The following is a 21,296-nucleotide window of genomic DNA, read 5'->3' as shown; positions in this document are numbered from 1 at the left end:
TTTTCCGGCTGCCGCATGCACTTATGGTCAGTCGTGGAAAAGCATAGACCGGCGCTGAGGACTGAGCGCCTTTTGGAGAACTGATGCGGCACATCCCTCAAGAATCGGTGGCTGAATATATTCGGCAGACTCTATCCCCAACCGAGGCCAGTCAAGTTCGAGAGCACGTGGCGGAATGCCGCGAGTGCTCGGATCTTATTGGGCTTTTCCGCGAAGTCATGCGGGTTGGCGCTAACGAGACGGCCTATGAGCCCCCGCCGGGAACCGTCCGCATAGTGAACGCATATTTCGGAACGCAGCATCCGGGAACCGCGCGCACGAAACGCTTCTTCGAACTGCTCTTCGACAGCTTTGGGCAACCTGCGATGGCCGGAGCGAGGGCCTCCGTGGCTTCGGCCCGTCAGTTGTTGTACCGCGTTGGAACCGTCTACGTAGATATGCGCGTTGATTCTGAGGTCAATTCCGAACGCGCTGCCTTGGTTGGTCAGATGCTGGACAGCGCCCGGCCTGGTCATCCCGTATCGGGGGTACCAGTGGTCCTTCTGGATGGCCGCAAGAACGTGGCCAGCGCCATTAGTAACAATAACGGTGAATTTCAGATTGAGTTCCTTTTAAAGAACAACTTGCGCCTTTCGGTCACGGTCGGTGACGGAGCTCCCGTTTACCTTCCGATAACAGGAGTAGAAGAACGCCGGCGGCCGGGTGGCGCTAGTCGAGGACCAAATTGAAATTAAGGTTACGAGCGTAACTGGCCATAGAGTCAGGCGCTGGATAGACTGGAAATCCCCCGCTGTAGTCCCCCTTCTCATTTCAGAGGCAATACGAGAGTCACTGGAGATCCGATGACTAGCCACAAGACTTTTGTCGAAAAATGCAGCCGAGCGAAGGCGGGGGTCTGCGCAACTTTAATCCTGGCGTTGTTCGCCGTATACGTCCAGCCAACATTTGCCATTACAGCGGCTCCTGCGAAAACCAACGCACAGCTGCTAGGCGGATTGCTCGGTGGGGGCGGACTGCTCGCGACTAATCGCTATATCGTGCGCGACACTAAAGGCCTGCTCGGCTTGAACCTGACTTGCTTGCTTTTCGGCTGCAAGGTGCTGGAAGGCATCGGTGATCCTGATGGACAACTCTTCGTTGTAACAACTTCCAGTCTTCTCAGCCCAGTAGTTGTCATCACGCAGCTCTTATCTGGCGGCGGCATTACCAATGTGGAACAGGACCAGGCTGTAGCCACACAAGGAACCTCGATCGGGGCCACACCTGACTACCTGAACGACAGAACTCCGGTCTCGTACTACGGTGCAACTGTTTGGGAAGGCTACGTTCTACAAACTCCGAACCAAATTGTCAGAACCAGCACAACGCAATCTTCTTATGCGGTGAATGGAAGTGGCGTTACCGTAGCAATTATCGATACCGGCGTTGATCCGAACAATGCCATCCTTAAGAGTCGACTGGTGTACGGTTACGACTTCACGCGAAATCAATCGGGTGGGTCGGAAATGGGAGACATAAATCAGTCGACCGTGGGAGTGGTTGATGGCTCAGCGCAACCCGCGCAGCTCAACCAGTCCACGGTTGGCGTTGTCGATCAGTCTACTGTTGGCGTAGTCGACCAGACGAAATATTCCGCATTTGGGCATGGGACTATGACCGCGGGCATCGTGCACCTGGTTGCTCCCAACGCCAAGATCATGCCTTTGAAGGCATTTAATGCCAGTGGCGCCGGATACGCATCCGATGTTTTGCGCGCTATTTACTACGGAGTGAACCACGGAGCCAAGGTCATCAGCATGAGCTTCGATTTCACTACCTACTCGCAGGAGTTGGCGACGGCGGTCAATTACGCGACGATGCGCGGAGTGATCTGTGTTGCGTCCGCCGGGAATGATGGGCAAATGGCTACCGTATATCCGGCGGCACTGCCTAACGTCATCGACGTCGCTTCAACCTCGAACAACAATACTCCTTCGGCGTTCTCGAACTATGGTGCGCCGCCGGTGTGGTTGTCGGCCCCTGGTGAAGCTGTGATGACGACTTACCCGTTCAACACTTATGCAGTAGGGTGGGGTACTTCGTTCAGCGCTCCGCTGGTCTCCGGCACAGTAGCTCTCATGGCCGATGTGAATTCTCTCCTGCTGACAAAGCAGCAGGCGGCTAAGGCTCTGTCGCACGCACAGCAAATTTCCTACTCGCAGTATGGATACGGCGTGCTCGATACCTATCAGGCCGTGCGCGCCTGGAGAAATGCGCTCGGGATTTGGTAGTAACCCGCCTGGACCACCCACATGAGCCTGCATCAGACATTTGATTCCTGGTCACCGCTGTTTCTTCGAGTGAAAGAACTCGAAGAACAGCAGGTGACCATGCGCACTGCCACAATCTGCGCTTTGAATCAGTTGCTCGACTTAAAAGACCTCAACACTGGCGTGCACAGCACTCGTTTGGCAGAGTGGGCCGTGAGAGTTGCGCGCAGATTGGGAATTGAAGAAGAGAACTTGTACCAATATGAAGTTGCCGCTCTGTTGCACGACATCGGCAAGATTGGCGTGCCCGACGCAATTTTGAAGAAGCCGAGCAAACTCACCGACGAAGAGCGCGCGATCATGAACAAGCATCCCGAATACAGTTGGTCGATTCTGAGACTGTTTCCCGGATTGGAAGAGGCCAGCCTGTTCGCGCTTCATCATCACGAATCGTATGACGGCAGCGGATACCCGGGAGGCTTGCAAGCAGACGAGATTCCCCTCGGCTCGCGCATTGTTTCCATCGTCGACGCCTTCGATGCGATGATCTCTAACCGTTGTTACCGCAAAGGCCTGGATCATGCGGAGGCGATCCGGCGCCTGAATGCCGGCAGTGGCACCCAATTTGATCCTCATGTACTAAAGTGCTTCCTCGAAATTGCCGAGCTAGAGGTAGCTGGTGTATTCGCAGCCACTGGAACGAGCATCGCCGCCGTCATTTGATTCGAAAGCCGAAGCCGGATGCGGAAGAACTGCGGAAATAACAGGCCGTCTTTCGAAACCCAAATTTCATAAATTTCGCTCAAGTCCGGGAATTATCAGAGAGTCTTGTAATTTTGCCCGTAAGCTAGAGCTCGGCAGAGACTTAGCTCAATTTCGCGACTCATCGAAAAAATATCAGGGAATCCTCAGGGATTTTCTCGTCCCATTTTGACACTCATTACGCCTCAAGCAAACAGAACGAAGCAAAGCAGATATATCCAGAAGAATGTCATAGAGTGCATGTACCAAGCGGTCAGATCGATTGCAAGGCATTTTCGCACTGTGGACATCCGCGCGTAGAAAACTGCTACAACCGCAAGAGCCAACACACCGAGCAACGCGTGCAGAGCGTGCGTGCCCGTGAGCACATAAAAGAAGGCAGTACGCGCGCCCGTACTCAGGAATTGCGCATTGGAGCTCAATGAGTGCCACGCAATTCCCTGCCCGATGAGAAACCCGGTTCCCGATAGCAGGGACAAGTTCAGCCAAAGCATAGCGCCCTGTTTAATTTGTTCCTTCCCAACCAGCAGACCAGGCATTCTGCGCCGGACGGCTTCGATAGCTCCGCTCGCGGAGATCAGAAGGCAAGTATTGAAGAGAAGGAGCGCAATGGGAAGCCGCAGCGGCTCCCACGTGACCGAATAGGTTCCAGTCGCACCATCGAAGGTGGGAATTCCTCGGCGAACTACGTAAGCGCTGCTGTAGCCAACGAACAACATCGCTATTGCCGCGACGAACAACGCGAGTCCCAGCCGATATCGTCTCAATCGAAGCGGAAACTCGGCTTCATCGGAGGCGATTTGGCGATTGAATGTTAACGGAGGACCACCCCGTGAATCCCCCAGCGAGACCGGAGACACTACGCTCATTTCGTCCTCTCATCGTTTTTAGAGCGTTTGAATTCCGGCCCTCGAGCACTAAGTCTCGGGAGCGCTCCATCACCGGTCTTCCATCTTCGAAGCGTGATGACGATTCCGGCAAAGATCAAAGTTGGTGGGAATAGAAGTAGGAGAATTCCACTCCTCAGAGCGCGTGCGGTCTGTGGCCCCCCCGCAGAAGCGGTCGTGTAACACGACGCACAGCCTTGCGCGAACGCATTCACACAAATCACTGAGAACGCACAGACTACTGCAATCGGGAATACGATTTTCCAAAACCAATTCACTCTGTCACCTTCAGGTTTTCCGGATCTGATTGCATAACAAAATCGCGCACGAGACCTGTCTGCCCATATTCATAAGCGCCGTGATTTACGATCGGCTGCTCCACAAAATTGCGATTTGGCGGCGGAGAACTCGTGCTCCACTCCAAAGATGTCGCGTTCCACGGATTTTCCGACGCCGGTCTTCCCTTATACATACTCCAGAACAGATTGAATAAGAAGATAAGCTGGACTGCTCCCGTAATCAGAGCCGCCACCGTGATGAACTTATGCAACGGAATCAGCGGAAGCAGGAAGTCATCGCTAAGCATTGCGTAACGACGCGGGTTCCCCGAGAAGCCAAGCAGATGCATTGGCATGAAGATGCAATAGACACCTAGGAAGGTCAGCCCAAAGTGAATCAGACCCAGCCGCTCGCTCAGCATTCTTCCGAACATCTTCGGGTACCAAAAGTAAATCGCAGCAAAGATGGCAAAGATCGCCGAGACCCCCATGACCATGTGTAGATGACCGACCACAAAATACGTGGCATGCAGATAGGAATCCACCGCCGGATGCGCCAGTAGAATCCCGCCTAGTCCGCCGGCGACGAAGGTTGAGATAAAGCCGAGGCAAAACATCATTGCCGTGTTGAATTGGAGCTTTCCACCCCAAAGTGTGCTCAGCCACAGTAATGTCGTGATGGTGGCCGGCAGGGAGATGATGATTGTGGGGATCGAAAACAGGAATCCCGAAAAAGGACTCATCCCACTCACGAACATGTGATGACCCCAAACGACGAAACTTAGGAACCCAATCGCCAGCATGCATCCCAGGATCAGTCTGTAGCCAAGGATCGGTTTACGCGAAAAGCACGCCAGCACGTGGGAGACGATGCCGAATCCGGGAAGGATGGTGATGTAGACCTCAGGATGTCCGAAGAACCAGAACAAGTGCTGCCACAATAACGGCGATCCGCCGGAGTGCGGCTCGATCTTGCCGCTCACGAGCAGATTGGCAGGCAGGAAGAAACTTGTGCCCGCCGTGCGATCAAGAAAGAGCAGGACTACGGCGGCCAGCAGCACCGCAAAGCTCAACAAGCTCAGGATTGCGGTTATGAACCAGGCCCAGCACGTAAGCGGCAGTCGCAGGAGCCACATGCCTTTAGAGCGCATGTCGATGAAGGTAACCATGAAGTTGACCGAACTCGCGATGGAAGCGATACAGAAAATGCCAATGGAAAGGATCCAAAGGTTCTGTCCTGTTCCCAGTCCGGGACCAGCGTCTTTTCCGACCGCGCTCATCGGTGGATATGCAGTCCAGCCGGAGATTGGCGGGCCGTCTTTGACAAACAACGTCGCGAGAAGAACCAGAAAAGCAGCGAGCGTCGTCCAAAATGACAGCATGTTCACAAATGGGAATGCTGTTTCCTCTGCACCGATCTGAAGAGGCAGGAAATAATTTCCAAAGGCATTCTGCGGAGCTAGCGTGAGCACGAAAAATATCATGATCGTGCCATGCAGGGTCATCAGTGACAGGTAGTACTCGGGCGTCATGACTCCGCCTGGAGCGCCGGTAGCGGACATGTGTTCGAGCCCGAGGATTCGCGCGCCGCTCCAGGCAACATGGATCCGCATCAGCCAGGAGAGCGCCATTCCTGTGACCACAGCGAAGAGTGAAAGGGAAAAGTATTGAAGCCCGACAACTTTGTGATTGGTGCTGAAGATATATTTACGGAGGAATCCCGTTGGTTCAACAACAGACCGTAATTGAATTTGCGATGACATGGCTCGTCGATGTCCATCAACCCGTCAACCTATCAATGTTCGTGCACCTGCATCCATTTCTGGAAGTCTGGGTCCGAGACCACTTCCAAATAAGCACGCATTCGGTAATGTCCCAGGCCACACAGTTGTGTGCAGGCAATTTCGTATTTACCAATTTTCGTCGCAGTAAACCGCATCGCAATCTGCATGCCAGGAACCATGTCCTGCTGAACCCGGAGTTCACGAACATAAAAGCTGTGAATTACATCTTGAGAGCTCAAAACGAGTTCAATTGGCTGATTCACAGGCAGAATGAGCATCGCGCTTACCACGTCGTCCTTTGAAGTCGCGTCATTCTTTCGATCTAATCCGAAGTAGTTGCCGACGCTCGCATCGATCTTGTCGACATGGATTGGACCGAACTTCCCGTCGGCTCCCGGATAGCGGAAGTAATATGCGAACTGTTGCCCCATGACCTGGGCTTTAACAACATGCGAGCCCGAAGACTCAGAAAACATGCTGCCCCACGCACTTCGGCCAAGCGTGGCTGCGCTGAATAATTCAAGAGAAATAAAGAGCACACTGACGATGACGGCGATCCGCGCTGCGCCAGTCAGGTGCGTTTGCGTCGACCTGGCATGAAATTTCCAGAGCAGTAGGGCAAGAAGCAGGTGCGCTAACACAAATGCGACACCCACATCGATCAATGCCCACAAAATTAGCCGATCAAGGGCGGGCGCATGGCTGGCAGCAGGCGGGGGCATCCACCATTGGCGAGAAACAACTAGCCCAACAAAGGTGAGTGAAATACAGACCAACAAAACTGCGAAGATTTTGCCGGGAGGCAGCCGCACGTCCAAGGCTATGACGTGCGACAGGAAGTTGCAACCCGTTTAGTGTAGACGCGGCATGCTGCGTCTGCATGAGATCTCAAATCCAAAACGAAGCGCGCCGGGTTTTCCGCGCAGCATGGTGAAGACGCAGCATGCTGCGTCTCTACTTTCGTTCCGCTCACGGCAGGGCATCATAGCAAGGCCCATTCGTCGGCTGAGCCGGCGGGTTTGGCGGAGTTGTCCATGGCTTGCCTTGAAAATCAAAGAATTCGCTCATATCCATTCCCGATGCATCGCGCTTGTTCAAATTCGGCAGACCGAAGCGCGCTTCAATCATCTTCAAAACGGCTGTACTGTCTGTGACGGTATGAGAGACGTAATGCTTCTTCGTGAACGGCGAAACCACCATCATTGGGACTCGGAAACCGTATCGCGTGAAATCTCCCTTTGGGTCAGGAGGATTCGTCGCAATCAGGTCCTGCGGCGGAATGCCGTCCGGTGAAGGAACAGTAGTTGGCGGGGGCACATGATCATAGAATCCTCCGCCCTCATCGTAGACGAGAATGAAGGCCGAGTCCTTCCACGCACTGCTTGCCATCAGTGCACTGATGATCTTCGCCGTCTCAGCGGCTCCGATCTGAATATCGTTGCCGAGTCCCGGATGCTCATCATTCCCGTCCGTAAATCCAGGTTCAATATAGGAAACCTGAGGTAACGTTCCGTTCTGTAAATCGGTGTAGTACTGCGACAAGGGCGCGAACTTGTTTTGGTGCGTGGCCATGAAACCGGAGAAGTCGTCCAGCTCAGTATCCAGATGCGGATCCATGTAGTAGATCTTGTACGAGATGTTCTTGGTATCGAGGAGATCGAAGATCGTCTTTGCGCTCACTTGCATTGTCGGCCTGTGGACGTGCCCAACCGAAGTTGCGGCCACCAGGTACAGTCGATTAGCTTCCGTCTCGGTGGGCGCGGGAGCAAACCAGCGATCGGAGGTCGCAAACTGCGAGGCCATGAAGTAGTAATAAGGGAGATCGGCGGAGGTGTAATACCCCATGGCGCGAACGCCGACTGTATCCTTGCTTCCCTGCCCCATCGCCGCAGCTCCCGCCTGCACGACGAAACCATCCATGGTCGGTGTGTCTGAGGTTTCGTTAAAGCGATTGAAGTTGATATGGCTCGTAGCCCAGTCGGCGCTGGTGTTCTCCACGCACATCGTCTGAAGATGAAAAGCGTTAATAATCGTTCCATCGAATGCAGGATTTGAGGCGTTCGCAGGCAAGCCGTCCACGTCTTGAGGAAGTCCCAGCGAGGCGCGATATTCGTTCATGTGTCCGAAATAGGAATCGAACGAACGATTCTCCTGGGACATGAAAACGATGTGGTTAATCGCGCTGAGATCGCCGGTAGCTCCGTTATTCGGACCGGGCGTACCGGCAACCGGAGGAGCGCCTCCAACACTACCGCCGCTAGTGCCACCGCCGGTGTTATTGCCTCCTGAGCTCTTTGATCCTGCCAGCGCTAAGCACCCAACCAGACAGCAGCAGGCAAGAGTAATTACGGCAAAATGCCAAAATGTTTTCAGACGAGCCAGTACCATTGATCACCTTTGCTCGAAGTAGCCGATCGAAACGTCGTTTAGGTTGTGATGAAGACACGACTGGACGGAGTTGCGCAGCTCTCAGTCTCTGCGTGAGGAATCCGGAGTAGCTGGATTCTAGCTGTATCGACGGTTGCTCTTCATAGGGAACGGAGCGCGCCCGGGCATTCGCGCGCTCCGTTGCATTGAGAATTCAGCGCTTCTCAGCCACCTCATTCCCTCTGGCTTCGCCGGCGCGCATCAGATTGGGAATCATCGGTGTGACTTCGAACGGTAACTTCTCGCGGGCGGACAAGACTGTCTCGGGCTTGCTGCGCTTCAGGTTCACGTGATCATCCCAGGGATCGAGTTTGATTCGGCTGCCTAGTGGGAGCGCAGCGAGTTGTCGAACGTCGCTTGTCTTGAGCTCTGGAGCTGATTGAATGAGCGGCTCCATTCTGAGAATATCGCTGCCCTTCGCCATCCTGTTTCCAAAATTAGGACTAATCAGCCAAGTCAGCTCGTGCGATCTCGACTGCAGCGCCTTGAGAAACAGTCCGGCATTGGACAGCTTGTCCCGGTATGGAGAACTCTTGAGTAGCTCGACGGCTTTCTTATCGGCGGCATCCTCGTCAGAATCGTTGCGCCGCATGCCAATCTTCTGCATTACCTGCTCGTCGGGAAAGATCATGCGATCGCTGAAGGCGTATTTCGTATTCACAGAATGGCCAAGCGAGATGTGCGCCAGCTCATGCGAAAGCATCATGGCGAGCGAAGCTTCGTCTGGCAGCACATCGAGCAGACCGCGACTCATAACGATAGTGTTTCCAACCGTGAACGATTCCAACGGTGTGGTCAACAGAACTCGGCATCGAACCTCGGGTTGAATATTGAGGTTGTTCGTGATCTCGAGGTTGTTGACCACCGTTTCAAGAACCTTTGTGACCTCACCCGGAGGCGCTAATACGCCTGCCCGCTCCATGCGATCGAGTACATTGTCTTCGGCTTCGCGCTGCCATTTATGGCGACTCTCAATCGGGCTCATTTCATTCGCGCTGGAGCCACTCTTATCGCTTACTTCCTGACCGTTCTCTTCTACCTGCAGATCGGTAAATTCAGTCTGCCGGCCGGAGTGCTTCAGATCGTATCCCCAAAGTCGCGTTTGACCCTTCATGCTGATCTTGCGGATGAGGTCATATTTCACATCGGAGTCTTCGGTGTAGACGAGGGCAGGTAGCCATAATCCTGGCTGCATGTTCATGCGCCAGCTATCGAAATGGAAGTAAAAGTTGCCGCTACGCTGCGGCTCATAGGTTCCGTTCATGCGGACGATGTTGTGCTGCTGGTCTTCGACCCAGATTCGTCCTACAAAGTGCGTTCCCTTGATCTTCTTGTGAGGAACAACGTCGAAGACGAGCGTGCGCACATCGCCAAGAAATTCCTGCCGCAGATATTTCAGGTCATAGTTCTGCGCAGTGAATCCATGGCTAAGAAAGACAAGCTGCATGAATCCTTCAGGCAGATAGGTCATCTTGTAAAAGCTATCAAGGCGATCGAGCACCCGCGAGAACATCCCGGCTTTCTTCTTGTCGTAACTCAGGTCATTGATGCCGCGCTTATCGAGGACCAGACGGCCGAGGAAGTACTTGTCGCTGGTCGGCACCTCGCCTAACTCATCGTCTGGCTTCATGTTCTGGATGTAGGTCTCCACCAGCGGCGTGTACTTGTGCATGTTCTCTACGAGTTTTGCTTCCTGGTAGAAAATGCTGTTGATAACGGCTTGCTGCCGTGAGTTCGCCGCCGGCTGCGGAGTAGAACTATCCGCTGCCATGGCGAGTGAGGCCGTCAGCACTGCTGCGCTGAGAACCCAGACTTTCCGTGCGACCGACATGTAACTCCTCCAGATGGGAAACTTCATTCTGCTAACGCAAAGACAATGTGGACCACGGCATCAGAATCAGTTGGCCGGCCATCCTTCTTTGCGGGATTGAAACGGATCTGTGTTGCCGCGCGCTGCGCTGCTTCGTCCAAGCCATGTCCGAGACCTCGCACTACCCGCAAGACGCGAATGTCGCCGGAAGCGGCGAACATTACGTCGAGAAGAACTTCTCCTTCAATGCGCTGTTGCCGCGCTTCGGCGGTGTAAAGGGGACGAGGTTTCGAAAGAATTTCTACTGGCGTCGCGTCTACCGCTCGAGGCGCTCGCTTTGCCGGAGCCTGAGCGGTAGTGGCATCTCCGAATCCACCCGTGTTTACGGCTCCGTGCGGATTCCGATCGCCGGAACCTGCGCCCGCCATTCCGTCTCCAAATCCAGCGCTGGCGATCACGCCTTGCTTCCCGTGTGCACCGCCCGCGCCGTTTCCGTTTCCGGGTCCAGTTGGAAGATCGAAGCTCCCGACCGACGCGACCGTAAGTTTTCGATCCTTGTCGGACTTGCCAGGAACGCCATTGGGATCGCCAAATCCGCCGGTCTGCACGTCGCGCACCGCAGCCTTAATAGTGGGTTTCGCCGAGCTGCCGGAATCGAACAGCCCTTCCGTGACTTTCTTTTGGGGCACTGGCGGTTTGGGCAGAACAGGAGGTGGTGTGTTCTCCGCAACCTTCGGTAGTTCCGGCGCCGGCATCGGCTTCACAATCGGCGCTTCCATTTTGGGAACTTCTTTCGGTGCCGGCGCAGGCAGCTTGGGTTCTTCGCGTAGTTGCGCGAGAACCTTCGGAGGCGGCGGCGGTACCGGCTTGATGATTTCCGGTTTCTCGAGCGTGGGAGCAATCAGCGTCACGTTTTCGTGAGTCGGAGCCATGAGCTTCATGGTTTCTTTCGGTAGCCAGGCCGCAATCCGAATAAGAACGATGAGCGCCGCAAAATGAATGAGGCTGCTTGCGCCCCACCGGTTCCATTGCCTGGGCGCGCTTACTTCTGTAAAAGTTGGGACAGCGGACGAGCTCTTTCGTGCCCTCGTCTGCGGAATTTCGTGAAGCGTTGCTAAACGCCGGAAGCGGAGATCCGACGCGTCTTCGTGAAGAGGTTGTGTGTTAGTGCGCCTCAACATAGCTCCTGAACTTTTGCCAGCATCTCGGTCGCACACTCTGCGGAAACGATCCTGGCCTCTTGATCCGTTTCTGTTCTTCCTCTTCTTTATTCCTGAATCGTGAAGCAGAGTCTCTGCTTGTGCAGCTCACCGTGGTAGTGATGAATTCGTTAAGAGCCGTGTTGCTCGCGGTGTCGACTTTCGTGTGAATTCATGCAGAACAAAATTTAAGTGTTGTAGAAGCACTGATTTGAAGGGCAACCAGAGCTTCCGCTCCAGACTCTACTCAGTCGAGTGACTATTTAGCTAATGGTTAACATGCCGTTACAAGTGGGAGTGGTATTTGGCACCCGGCCTGAGGCCATCAAACTCGCTCCAGTCATCGCAGAGTTGAAGCGGCATTCTAAAGAATTCAAACCTTATCTCATTTCCACGGCGCAACATCGCTCCATGCTCGATCAAGTGATGCAGGTCTTCGGGATCAAGCCGGCCATTGACCTCGACCTGATGCAGGCAAACCAGACGCTGAATGGCCTTACCTGTCGCGTGCTCCAGGCAATGGATTCTGTGCTGGCAGTAAACCCAGTTGACTGCCTCGTGGTCCAGGGAGATACGACAACCGCGATGGCTGCTGGATTGGCAGCATTCCATCGCAAAATCCCGGTCGCGCATGTAGAAGCCGGCTTGCGCAGTCGCGACATGATGAATCCATTTCCCGAGGAATCGAACCGCCGACTCGCTGGCGTCGTAACCTCTCTTCACCTCGCTCCAACTTCAATCGCACGCGACAATCTCCTGGCTGAGGGAGTCGCTCCATCGACGATCGTGACCACTGGAAACACCGTGGTCGATGCAGTGAAAATGCTGGTCGAGATGAAGATGGCAGATCAGGAGCTGCCCGCCGGCGTTCCCCATGACGGCTCCCGTTTATTACTCATCACTTCTCATCGTCGTGAATCCTGGGGGACGGAACTCGAAAACGTTTGCGACGCGATTCGCGATCTGATCGACGCCTTTCCCGACGTGCGTGCGGTCTATCCCGTGCACTTAAATCCCAATGTTCGCAACACAGTGATGTCTCGATTGGGAAATCTGGATCGTGTTCATCTGATCGACCCGGTCGATTATTTCGGATTCTTATCGTTACTGCGCCGCTGCTACATGGTGCTGACTGACTCCGGAGGCGTGCAGGAAGAGGCGCCAACCTTCGGCAAACCGGTGCTTGTCCTCAGAAGAGTAACGGAGCGACCGGAAGCCTCCATGATGGGGCTGGCGCGCCTGGTCGGCACATCACGCGAAGCTATCGTGAGAGAAGCCAGTGACATTCTCGGAAGCAGCGTTGTCTATCGCACGATGTCCGAAGGGCAGAATCCATACGGAGATGGACGAGCTTCGGCGCGAATCGTCCAGAGTCTCTCGCGCTGGCTGAATGGAGTGAGGCCGGTGCTGGACGCGTCGGAACAGTTTGAAAATGCAATCAGGGAGCAGATCGTCACAGTTGCAAGTTGAGCCGCATCGAAAGTTGAAGCAGCAGAAAAATCAAAGCGACGAACTCATTGGGTTATGGGCCTTAGCATGCGCGTTCATCAAGTTTGCCCGACCGATGGCTTCTGACACGACGTCCACGGAGCCACCCGGGAGGGAAGATGTTACTGGAGCTATTCACAGCAGTTGTCGTGCTGATCTGTATTTACACGATCCGGCACTACTGCTTTACGGTCAACCGACTCATTGGTCAACAACGTCATCCGTATGTCGATGTTGATACCGCCGACTGGCCTCCAGTCACTGTATTAATCGCCGCACACAACGAAGAAGCCGTCGTTGCCGACATTCTTTCCGCGCTGCTGGAAGTGGATTATCCGGCAGACAAACTTGCGATTGTGCCGGTGAACGATCGTTCCATCGACGGCACTCGAGAAATCATCGACAGCTACGTGGTCCGCTATCCCGGACGCATTACCCCCTTCCACCGAAGCGGCGGAAAGCCCGGCAAGGCCGCAGCTCTCAAAGACGCAATGGCGTATGTAAATACGGAGATCATGCTCGTATTCGACGCCGACTACGTTCCCGGCAAGGCGCTGATCAGACAATTGGTAGCACCCTTCTTTGATCCCGAAGTGGGAAGCGTCATGGGGCGAGTAGTGCCGCTGAATGTCGGAAAGAAATTGCTGACGCGAATTCTTGATCTGGAACGCTCCGGCGGATATCAAGTGGATCAACAGGCGCGCATGAACCTGCACTTCGTTCCTCAATACGGCGGAACCGTGGCAGGCATTCGCAAGTCGGCCCTCGATGAGATCGGCGGATGGAATGAGAACACCCTCGCCGAAGACACCGATCTCACCTATCGAATGCTGCTCGCGGGTTGGAAAACGGTCTACGAAAACCGCGCTGAGTGCTACGAAGAAGTGCCGGAACGATGGCCGGTTCGCGTGCGCCAGATCATGCGTTGGGCTAAAGGACACAACCAGGCGATGGTCGGCTACTCCGCTGCCTTGCTGCGCAGTCGTAACGTAAGTTGGTGGGAACGACTTGATGGCCTGCTACTCCTGGGCGTGTACATGATGGCTCCAGTGTTACTGCTGGGCTGGCTGTTGGCAATTGTCCTCTTCTATCTGGGCGCTCCAGTCGGCGGAAGCATTGCAGTGCTCGGTCTGGCAGCATTTACCACATTGGGAAACTTCGCGGCATTCTTCGAGATTGCGGCAGCCGCTCGGCTTGATGGATCACGAGCGCGTATTCAGCTATTGCCACTCACTTTTCTCGGATTCACCGTAAGCGCAATCTGCGTTTCGCGGGCGGCGTGGCAGCAATTCGCTGCCTCTATTCGCGGACAAGAGATGGTATGGCATAAAACGGAGCGCTCGCGTGTGGCGCCGGTCGTATTGGAGAAGTCTGCGTGATTTCGGTCCTCGCTCCTCTCGCACTGGCGACTTCCACCGGCGCCCTGCTCATGGTGCCGCTCGCACCTGCTCTCCGCGAATTGATGCACAAGCGCGACGCCGGTCCACTCATCACCCGCAAAGACGATGGCAGGATCTCCAGTTTCGCGTCATCACTCCGGAGTCGCTGTATACCCCTGCAAGCGCTGCTGGATCAATGTGCACAGCAGGGCAAGAGTCAGTTTGTCGACTCCCCATTTGGTCAGGTGCTTTTAGTTGGCAAATCGGGAGGCTGGACCGCTCCACAACACACGACCACACCCGTCGTGTGTGCTGGACCTGTAGAACTCCCACTTGAATATCACTCCATCGGGGATTTCTATTCTCGTGGAAACGTCCGGGGTGGAACGCGGAGCATCTTTCGCGCTCTACTTAGCGACGACGAAATAGTTTTAGGTGATGAGACGCAGATTCTGCGCTGGATTCATGCTGAATCAGCTCTGCATGTCGGCAGAAACTGCAGATTGTATGGGCGCGCATCTTCCACCAAATCGCTCACCCTCTCCCCCGGATGCAGCTTTGAACGCGTTTACGCTCCAGTGATCTACAGCTCAAAGGAAGCAGCAACGCTCAGCGTGAGAGAAGAATACGCCGCATACGCAAGGCTGGCGCAGAGCGGTCTGGGACGCACGCGCATTCGTGGCGCGATGCACATCCCTGATCAGCATCGCGGAGACGTCGTAGCCACTGGAAGCGTTGACGTCGAGGAGGGCGCATCTGTGTTCGGAAGCGTCAAAGCCAACGGCGAAGTCATCTTGAAAGGGCGAGCTGAGGTCCACGGCAGTGTGGTGAGCACGAAGCGGATTCACATCTCCACTGGATGCTTTGTGAAAGGACCAATCATCGCCGAACGCGAAGTAGTCATTGCTTCCGGCGTACAGATTGGACTCCCCGGAACGCCCACGACAGTCAGCGCTCCCGTCATTCATCTTGCTCCTGGCGCAGTGCTTCACGGCACAGTTTGGGCACAAGTCGAAGGCCGCGTGGGAGACTGAATGCGCGGCACAATCCTGCTGTTGTTCGTTACTTCACTCGCTCTGTGCTCAAGCACCACGGCGCGAGAGTTCAATCCTAACGGCTATCAGCTGCCGGATGGTGCAATCTCGCTGCACCATCATGGCGACTACATCGAGCCATACTTCGCCACCAAAGCTTTGCTGCTGGCGCAGGAAGCAGAACTCGATGTGCGCCAGCCGGTTCGGCAGTGGATCGAGTGGCTGCTTCCCCGACAGGACAAGCACGGCGGCTTTGGCCGCTACTGCCGTAAGCCCGGCAGCGATTGGAAGCTCTGCGCTGCAGCAGATGCCGACGACTCCATGCTCTCACTTTGGTTACAACTTCTTTATACGAACGCTCCGGATTCGGGAATTCCAGCAGACTGGCAGCAGAGCGTTCGCAAGGCCCGCGAGAGTTTGGATCGTCTTAGGAATAGCCGCCTCGGCGTCTACCATATCTCCGGTAGCAACCATGTAGCTCTCTTCATGGACAACATCGAGGTTTACTCCGCGCTGAGGGCGATCGCGCGGGCGCAGCAACGCTTCGGTAACGCAGCGGACGCGGACAAAACACACGCGGAAGCAGAGAAGCTCAATTTAAATATCAAGCGGGTGTTCTGGAACAAACACGCGGAGTGGTTTCGACCATCTATCCAGAAGAGCAGATCAGCGTTCTATCCGGATGTTGTCGCCCAGGTATATCCCTGGCTGGCCGATCTCCCGATGGAGTCTGATGTGCAATCTCGGGAAGCGTGGGATCGATGGAGAAATCGCTACGCCAGCGAGTGGCTCGACAAGAAAGTTGATCCGCATCCGTGGGGGCTGGTGGCTATGGCCGCGCTGAAGTTTCATGACGATGCCAGCGCCGCCTGCTGGCTCTCACGCTCGGAGCCGTTGCGGTACAGCACGAATTGGAACGTGCTCGAAGAATCCGCGTTCCAGGCCGTGCAAGCGCATTTGCAAGAGGCAGAGAAGTCAAATCCCAGTGCCTGTTCTGAGGTGACCAGCGCTCCATGACGGCCATGTTCAAGCCCAAGCTCACGATCGCAGTCGCCATGGTGCTCCTCACGTGCACGGCGGCTGTCGTGTATCGCAACCAGGCAGTCGCACCCGGCTCTGCAGACACGATTTTTCTTTTGCTTCCCGATTCGGTAAACGACAGGGACATTCAGGTACAGGTCTGGCTCGATGCTGCCGAGGAAGAAGGATTTCATCTGCAGGTAGTGCGGGATTCGGCGTTGCTTGATCCGATGTTCCAGATGAAAGCCGCCGGGTTGATCGTTCCCGATCAAATCCATCGAGAAGCCAACGATGCGCTGGTTGGAGCCCTGCACAGTTATGTCGAAAAGGGCGGGGACCTGATGCTGGTGTATGACGCCTGCACCTGGGATCTGCGTGACCGTTACTCGACACGAAGTTCACGACTGTCAGATCTGGCCGGTGTTGATTATGCGCTCTACGACCGTTTTGGCACTAACAGCATTGTCTCCGGAAACGTGTGGGGCAGCACGAAGGCTATGGAAGATCTTGGGATCCCTCCCGGAGCTTACGCTGCTCTCAAAGAGCGGCGACAGTCTTCGCCTCTAAAGCGCGTAGCCATGCACATTGGATCGCATTCGGTGGATGATCGCCAGGTTCTCGTGGGATATCTGTACGGAGAACTTGAGTATCCAAGCTTCCAGACAGCTGGCGAATATCAGGGTAAGACGCTGTTACAGACAAGCAACGGCCTGGTCGCCGGCGAGAAAGAGCATGGCGCCGGACGAGTGCTCTTCGTGAACCTGCCGCTGGGATATCTCACCACGCGCACAGACGGAATGTTGCTGCATTCGTTCCTTCACTACTTTGCGGAAGACATGCTGCACATGCCGCACCTGGCGAACGTTCCCGATGGAATTGGTGGCGTTGTGATGAACTGGCACATCGATGCGGCCTCCGCCCTCAAGCCGTTGGCGATGCTGCGCAAGGCCGGAATCTTCGATAATGGGCCATTCTCTGCCGATTTCACTGCCGGTCCGGATGTCGACGAGTTTCATGATGGGAAAGGTCTCGACCTGCAGACAAATGGAGAAGCACGCTCATGGGTACAGTTCCTGATTGATCATGGCGATGAAGTGGGCAGTCACGGCGGTTGGATTCACAACTATTTCGGACGAAACCTCTCCGATTCCAACCAGGACTCATTCGAGCAGTATCTGGAGCTCAACAAAAAGACCATTGAAGAGAGCGCTGGGCGTGCGGTACACGAATATTCCGCGCCACTCGGGAACCAACCGGCGTGGGTTACGCGCTGGTTAGAGAAGCACAACGTCGTTGCTTATTACTTTGCCGGCGATTCGGGAATGGGTCCAACCCGGGTTTATCGCGATAACGGACGCGATGGAGAGAAGATCTGGGCATTCCCCATTCTCCATTTTGGAACTGAAGCCAGCCTGGAGGAGATGCACATGGGATCGGTCTCCGAGGCCGCTGTCCAAAATTGGCTGGTGAACGTGGCGGATTTTACCTCCCGCGAGCACGAGGTTCGGCTCGTTTACTCACATCCACTCGGCGCAACGCGCTACATAGAAACGTTGCAAACCTGGTTTCAGCACACGCGCGAGCTCGCGAGCGACGGACGCTTTCGCTGGTACACCATGTCGCAGATCGCGAATTTCCTGAACCAGCGCCAGGAGGTTGCGTGGTCCATCCAGCATCGAGGCAGGAATTCTGTGCTCTCGGCGGCTCACCCACGCACGCTGGAACACGAAGCGTGGATTTTTCCCGATTCGACATACGGCGAGCCACGCGTCACAAAAGGCTCAGCAGACATTCACGATCAGGATGGTTATTGGATCGTGGCTGCGAAGAATTGCAGGAATCTAAGCATTTCAATCAGCGAACGGCAGACGGGCAATACGAATCCTCAGGCGGGATACTGAGACTTGGGGCTTCGCATGACTGTAAAAACGATCTTTATCCTCACGATTAGCCTGTGCCTGCTTCCTTTTTCGGCACTCATGGCGCAGGATACGGGTACTCCTGCGGCGCAGGGGGCCAGCGTTCCCGGATTGGGAGGCATCCGATCCACCCTCGATGGACCCGGTTACATTGAGTTTGGCGGGGGATACAGCGACATGTATCCCCGTCCGTATGTTCCCTGGCGTGACGCTTATGTGCGCATTGTCGCTTCCGGAGGCAGGAACACGCTGAACGGCGAAGCCTCGAGGCTGAATCGTTACGGCGATACTGGATGGTATTACGGCGCCGGGCTGGTGCGCGATATCTCCGAAAACTGGTTCGCAGATGTGCATGCCGGCACCAGCGTAGGCGGATTCTTTCTTCCAAAACTGCGTATAGACAGCAGCATTAGCCGCAAATTTCTGAGTAATAAGCAGCTAGTGCTTACCGGAGTGTTCGGGTACGACAAGTCCAAGCAGGTAAATCACGACTATCGTTATGGTCCCGCCTTCACTTACTACACCAAATGGGCGATCACCGCGCAGGGTGGAGTGAACTTTGTTAAGGCGAATCCCGGCAACTTACTCGACTTTTCCGAGTACTTAGCCATCACTCAAGGACACGAAAAAGAGCACTACATCACTGTCCGTGCCGAATTGGGACGCGAAGGATACCTCATTGTAGGCCCACAAACCGCGCTCCAGGATTTCGCATTCCGCCAGTATTCCGGCTCCTGGCGTCAGTGGATAGGTCCAGGATGGGGCGTGAACATCATCTTTAATCACGAAAACACGCCGTTCTTCCGCCGCAACGGAGGCACCGTAGGCCTCTTCGTGGACTTCTAAATGAGCGCAACCACATCCTCGGCGCTCACGGAGGCGCAGCTTTTCGATATTCGACGGCGCGGTTGGCGCGGCGGAATCATTACTCCGCATCGCGCATTCGCACGTTTGCGCTTCACTGCGCGCGATTTTTGCGTGATTTCGTCGTTGGTTTTAGCGATTACCGCCGCCTGGTTGTGCTCATTACGCTACGTTGGAGAGCTCTGGTTCCACGTTTTCCGTTTTTGGCACGGCGTTTTGGGGCTTGAAGGATCCGTTGCACGCGCCCCTCAGGTCTGGGGTCCAATTCATTTTTCCGTGCCAACCGTGCTGATTTCCGCCGGTGCACCCGGCGCTCTTACCTGGTGGACCACCGCCGCAGTGACGCTATTGGTCCTCTGGATCACCTTCGGAATCTCCGAAGAACATCTTCCATTCGTCTATTTACTGCGCTTTCTGGTCATCATTCAGGGCACAGCGCTCGCTTATTTTCTCTTTGCCGCCGCAAAATTTCCCCACGACCTGCCCAGCTACACCGTCGGAATGCTCCATTTCGGGACCATTTTCATCACGCTGCTACCCCTGATTCTGGGCTTCAGCTACTTCCTATTCGGCTTTCGACTGCCGCAAAAGGTAGGACTCACGCTGGGCACAATGGCTTATCTGGTCATCTTTCTGCCCTTCCAGTACATGCTGCACGTCTGGATCATCCACAATTCCATCCTCTTTATGCCCCTTCTATAGGCATGAGCTGGCCCTCCCGCAACGAAATCTGACGTTAAATCGCGATTTGCAGACGCCAGTGTTGCGGCTGATCGGCGCAGATAGCCGATGGGCGAAGCCGGTTCTGGTCGCGTGGTTGTTGGGAAAGGTGATGCTAGTGAGGTTGCTTTCTCGTCGTAGGCGTACTGGGTCACGTGGTGGGCCGCGTCGGTGACCGACGTGAGCCGGTCAGCGTCGTCGTAAGCATACGTCGTCTGCTTCCCATTCTGGTCCGTTACCGAAGTACGCCGGCCTCCGCGGTGTGTCGTTTGCGCCAGCACACTTGTCGTTTTCAAAGACCGCGCATTCTATTTATGCTGCAACTGCGGATTTCCGAGTTAAGTACAAGAATCCTAAGCCGGACAATAATATTGGGATGTAGTAGACCGCAACAAAGTAGACAAGAAAGCCAGTGTCGAGATCTTTGAGAAACAGAAATCCGACTGACGAAAATATTGGAGCCAAGAGGAGAGTCCAAGCACCCCATCGTTTTCGGAATATGCCAGCCGTTACGCCAATAATCGGCACGACTCCCGTGAAAAGGAACATTATGTGAGATCCAACGACCTCTTTTTGCGGCGCCACAACCCACGCAGAAAACATGCGACTGAAGTTCCAGAGCGCCGCAACTATTCCGACCGCGATCGTGCTAGAAGCTACTAAAGATTTGTTTGATGAATTCATGTTTACCGTATCCTGGGATACATTCGAAAAACACTTCCATTGCAGGGACAAGAATGCGCTGGTACCGCGTTGTAGGCCGGTAGGCGAACAGGTGACCGCATAAAGCAGCGTCACATTGCTTGAGTGCACAGGTTTGCGAGGGTGATAGCGGCTTGCCAACATTGTTTTCCCAACTGACACCAGCAACCTTATAGCAATTGTCGTGCTCATTGCAGAAGCCATCTAATTCGTCGACAACCGTGCCCCAGCCACCTGGACCACACCAATGACCGTACAGGTTCAGGCTGCCGGTAGGATTCACCTTCGGCGGAGTTCCCCAGAGCTGAACCATCGTTGCACCTGTTTCCTGCCCCAATGGGTCAACGAGTGAGATAGGCCTATTCCGCGCGTAGGTGTAGGCATTCAATTCGCTGGGGATTCTCGACCAGATATACACAGGATCTTCTCTCAGGAATCTTCCATTCGCAGAGTCTAAATAGCGGGCACGCAGGTAGAGCAATGCTGTTTCTGAATCGAAGTCCCGTCCCGTAAAACGAAATGGATTAGTGAGCAGGCCGTCCGAGGCGGTTTGTTTGCCGAACGAATCAAACGTGTAAGTCTGCGCTAGTGATCCAGTGGCGTTCGTCAGCGACGTGACGGAACCAAGACCATCTCCGTTGAAGAAGCTTGTGAGCCCCGACCTCTGCATACCGAACGGTTCATCAATATTCAACCCCTGCGAGTATCGCGCGACCACCGTTCCAACACCGTCTAGTTCCTCAACAGCATCTGCTCCGTCGTAAAGGTAATCGG

Annotated in this window: 18 protein-coding genes; 9 read left to right on the top strand and 9 right to left on the bottom strand. The window is 54.8% G+C overall.

Annotation, left to right across the window (positions count from 1 at the left end):
- Positions 1-83: 83 nt before the first annotated feature.
- From DMG62_14860 to DMG62_14850, 3 genes are all read left to right on the top strand, one after another.
- Complete coding sequence (locus DMG62_14860; GenBank protein ID PYY22140.1) at positions 84-728, top strand: hypothetical protein; 645 nt, start codon at positions 84-86, stop codon at positions 726-728.
- Between the two features lie 114 nt (positions 729-842).
- Positions 843-2,270, top strand: coding sequence for a hypothetical protein (locus DMG62_14855; protein PYY22139.1), 1,428 nt, complete (start codon positions 843-845; stop codon positions 2,268-2,270).
- A 21-nt stretch (positions 2,271-2,291) separates the two neighbouring features.
- Positions 2,292-2,972 carry a hypothetical protein gene (locus DMG62_14850; protein ID PYY22138.1) on the top strand — a complete coding sequence of 227 codons (681 nt, stop codon included), beginning with the start codon at positions 2,292-2,294 and terminating at the stop codon, positions 2,970-2,972.
- A gap of 224 nt (positions 2,973-3,196) precedes the next feature.
- Here the strand turns inward: DMG62_14850 and DMG62_14845 are convergent, their stop codons facing one another.
- From DMG62_14845 to DMG62_14820, 6 genes are all read right to left on the bottom strand, one after another.
- The gene (locus tag DMG62_14845) at positions 3,197-3,880 is read right to left on the bottom strand and encodes a hypothetical protein (GenBank protein PYY22137.1); all 684 of its coding nucleotides are present in this window, start codon (positions 3,878-3,880) and stop codon (positions 3,197-3,199) included.
- A gap of 292 nt (positions 3,881-4,172) precedes the next feature.
- The gene (locus tag DMG62_14840; GenBank protein ID PYY22136.1) at positions 4,173-5,939 is read right to left on the bottom strand and encodes a cytochrome c oxidase subunit I; all 1,767 of its coding nucleotides are present in this window, start codon (positions 5,937-5,939) and stop codon (positions 4,173-4,175) included.
- Between the two features lie 32 nt (positions 5,940-5,971).
- On the bottom strand, positions 5,972-6,778 hold the full coding sequence (locus DMG62_14835; protein PYY22135.1) for a hypothetical protein: 807 nt from the start codon (positions 6,776-6,778) through the stop codon (positions 5,972-5,974).
- 151 nt (positions 6,779-6,929) lie between these two features.
- Complete coding sequence (locus tag DMG62_14830) at positions 6,930-8,348, bottom strand: hypothetical protein (GenBank protein ID PYY22134.1); 1,419 nt, start codon at positions 8,346-8,348, stop codon at positions 6,930-6,932.
- A gap of 193 nt (positions 8,349-8,541) precedes the next feature.
- Positions 8,542-10,245, bottom strand: coding sequence for a hypothetical protein (locus DMG62_14825; protein PYY22133.1), 1,704 nt, complete (start codon positions 10,243-10,245; stop codon positions 8,542-8,544).
- Entirely contained in the window at positions 10,242-11,378 is a 1,137-nt protein-coding gene (locus tag DMG62_14820; GenBank protein PYY22132.1) for a hypothetical protein, read from the bottom strand. The genes DMG62_14825 and DMG62_14820 overlap by 4 nt, the downstream gene beginning before the upstream one ends.
- A gap of 297 nt (positions 11,379-11,675) precedes the next feature.
- On the opposite strand from DMG62_14820, the gene DMG62_14815 reads away from it, so the two are divergent.
- The 6 genes from DMG62_14815 to DMG62_14790 all read left to right on the top strand — a co-directional run bounded on the left by DMG62_14815 (position 11,676) and on the right by DMG62_14790 (position 19,082).
- Positions 11,676-12,866, top strand: coding sequence for a UDP-N-acetylglucosamine 2-epimerase (non-hydrolyzing) (locus tag DMG62_14815; protein ID PYY22176.1), 1,191 nt, complete (start codon positions 11,676-11,678; stop codon positions 12,864-12,866).
- 137 nt (positions 12,867-13,003) lie between these two features.
- Positions 13,004-14,263 carry a glycosyl transferase family 2 gene (locus DMG62_14810; GenBank protein PYY22131.1) on the top strand — a complete coding sequence of 420 codons (1,260 nt, stop codon included), beginning with the start codon at positions 13,004-13,006 and terminating at the stop codon, positions 14,261-14,263.
- Positions 14,260-15,297 carry a hypothetical protein gene (locus DMG62_14805; protein PYY22130.1) on the top strand — a complete coding sequence of 346 codons (1,038 nt, stop codon included), beginning with the start codon at positions 14,260-14,262 and terminating at the stop codon, positions 15,295-15,297. The genes DMG62_14810 and DMG62_14805 overlap by 4 nt, the downstream gene beginning before the upstream one ends.
- Positions 15,298-16,314, top strand: coding sequence for a hypothetical protein (locus DMG62_14800; protein ID PYY22129.1), 1,017 nt, complete (start codon positions 15,298-15,300; stop codon positions 16,312-16,314).
- Positions 16,311-18,218 carry a hypothetical protein gene (locus DMG62_14795; protein PYY22128.1) on the top strand — a complete coding sequence of 636 codons (1,908 nt, stop codon included), beginning with the start codon at positions 16,311-16,313 and terminating at the stop codon, positions 18,216-18,218. Before DMG62_14800 ends, DMG62_14795 begins: the two co-directional genes overlap by 4 nt.
- Before the next feature lie 15 nt (positions 18,219-18,233).
- A complete protein-coding gene (locus DMG62_14790; GenBank protein ID PYY22127.1) occupies positions 18,234-19,082 on the top strand; it encodes a hypothetical protein in 849 nt (282 codons plus the stop codon).
- Between the two features lie 635 nt (positions 19,083-19,717).
- Here DMG62_14790 and DMG62_14785 read toward each other — a convergent pair.
- The 3 genes from DMG62_14785 to DMG62_14775 form a co-directional block, all read right to left on the bottom strand.
- Positions 19,718-20,116 carry a hypothetical protein gene (locus DMG62_14785; GenBank protein ID PYY22126.1) on the bottom strand — a complete coding sequence of 133 codons (399 nt, stop codon included), beginning with the start codon at positions 20,114-20,116 and terminating at the stop codon, positions 19,718-19,720.
- Positions 20,117-20,132: 16 nt separating this feature from the next.
- Positions 20,133-20,423, bottom strand: coding sequence for a hypothetical protein (locus DMG62_14780; protein ID PYY22125.1), 291 nt, complete (start codon positions 20,421-20,423; stop codon positions 20,133-20,135).
- 46 nt (positions 20,424-20,469) lie between these two features.
- Positions 20,470-21,296: hypothetical protein (locus DMG62_14775; protein ID PYY22124.1), on the bottom strand; the 827-nt coding region annotated here is incomplete at its 5' end.

It is taken from the genome of Acidobacteriota bacterium (assembly GCA_003225175.1).
In the GTDB taxonomy this organism is placed as follows: domain Bacteria; phylum Acidobacteriota; class Terriglobia; order Terriglobales; family Acidobacteriaceae; genus Gp1-AA112.
Note: the sequence above shows the minus strand (reverse complement) of the source record. Positions and strands in the feature narration are given on the sequence as shown.

Coding starts and splice junctions, on each gene's coding strand:
- DMG62_14860 (PYY22140.1), top strand. CDS start 84: ATGCGGCACATCCCTCAAGAATCGGTGGCTGAATATATTCGGCAGACT.
- DMG62_14855 (PYY22139.1), top strand. CDS start 843: ATGACTAGCCACAAGACTTTTGTCGAAAAATGCAGCCGAGCGAAGGCG.
- DMG62_14850 (PYY22138.1), top strand. CDS start 2,292: ATGAGCCTGCATCAGACATTTGATTCCTGGTCACCGCTGTTTCTTCGA.
- DMG62_14845 (PYY22137.1), bottom strand. CDS start 3,880: ATGAGCGTAGTGTCTCCGGTCTCGCTGGGGGATTCACGGGGTGGTCCT.
- DMG62_14840 (PYY22136.1), bottom strand. CDS start 5,939: ATGTCATCGCAAATTCAATTACGGTCTGTTGTTGAACCAACGGGATTC.
- DMG62_14830 (PYY22134.1), bottom strand. CDS start 8,348: ATGGTACTGGCTCGTCTGAAAACATTTTGGCATTTTGCCGTAATTACT.
- DMG62_14825 (PYY22133.1), bottom strand. CDS start 10,245: ATGAAGTTTCCCATCTGGAGGAGTTACATGTCGGTCGCACGGAAAGTC.
- DMG62_14820 (PYY22132.1), bottom strand. CDS start 11,378: ATGTTGAGGCGCACTAACACACAACCTCTTCACGAAGACGCGTCGGAT.
- DMG62_14815 (PYY22176.1), top strand. CDS start 11,676: ATGCCGTTACAAGTGGGAGTGGTATTTGGCACCCGGCCTGAGGCCATC.
- DMG62_14810 (PYY22131.1), top strand. CDS start 13,004: ATGTTACTGGAGCTATTCACAGCAGTTGTCGTGCTGATCTGTATTTAC.
- DMG62_14800 (PYY22129.1), top strand. CDS start 15,298: ATGCGCGGCACAATCCTGCTGTTGTTCGTTACTTCACTCGCTCTGTGC.
- DMG62_14795 (PYY22128.1), top strand. CDS start 16,311: ATGACGGCCATGTTCAAGCCCAAGCTCACGATCGCAGTCGCCATGGTG.
- DMG62_14790 (PYY22127.1), top strand. CDS start 18,234: ATGACTGTAAAAACGATCTTTATCCTCACGATTAGCCTGTGCCTGCTT.
- DMG62_14780 (PYY22125.1), bottom strand. CDS start 20,423: ATGTTTTCTGCGTGGGTTGTGGCGCCGCAAAAAGAGGTCGTTGGATCT.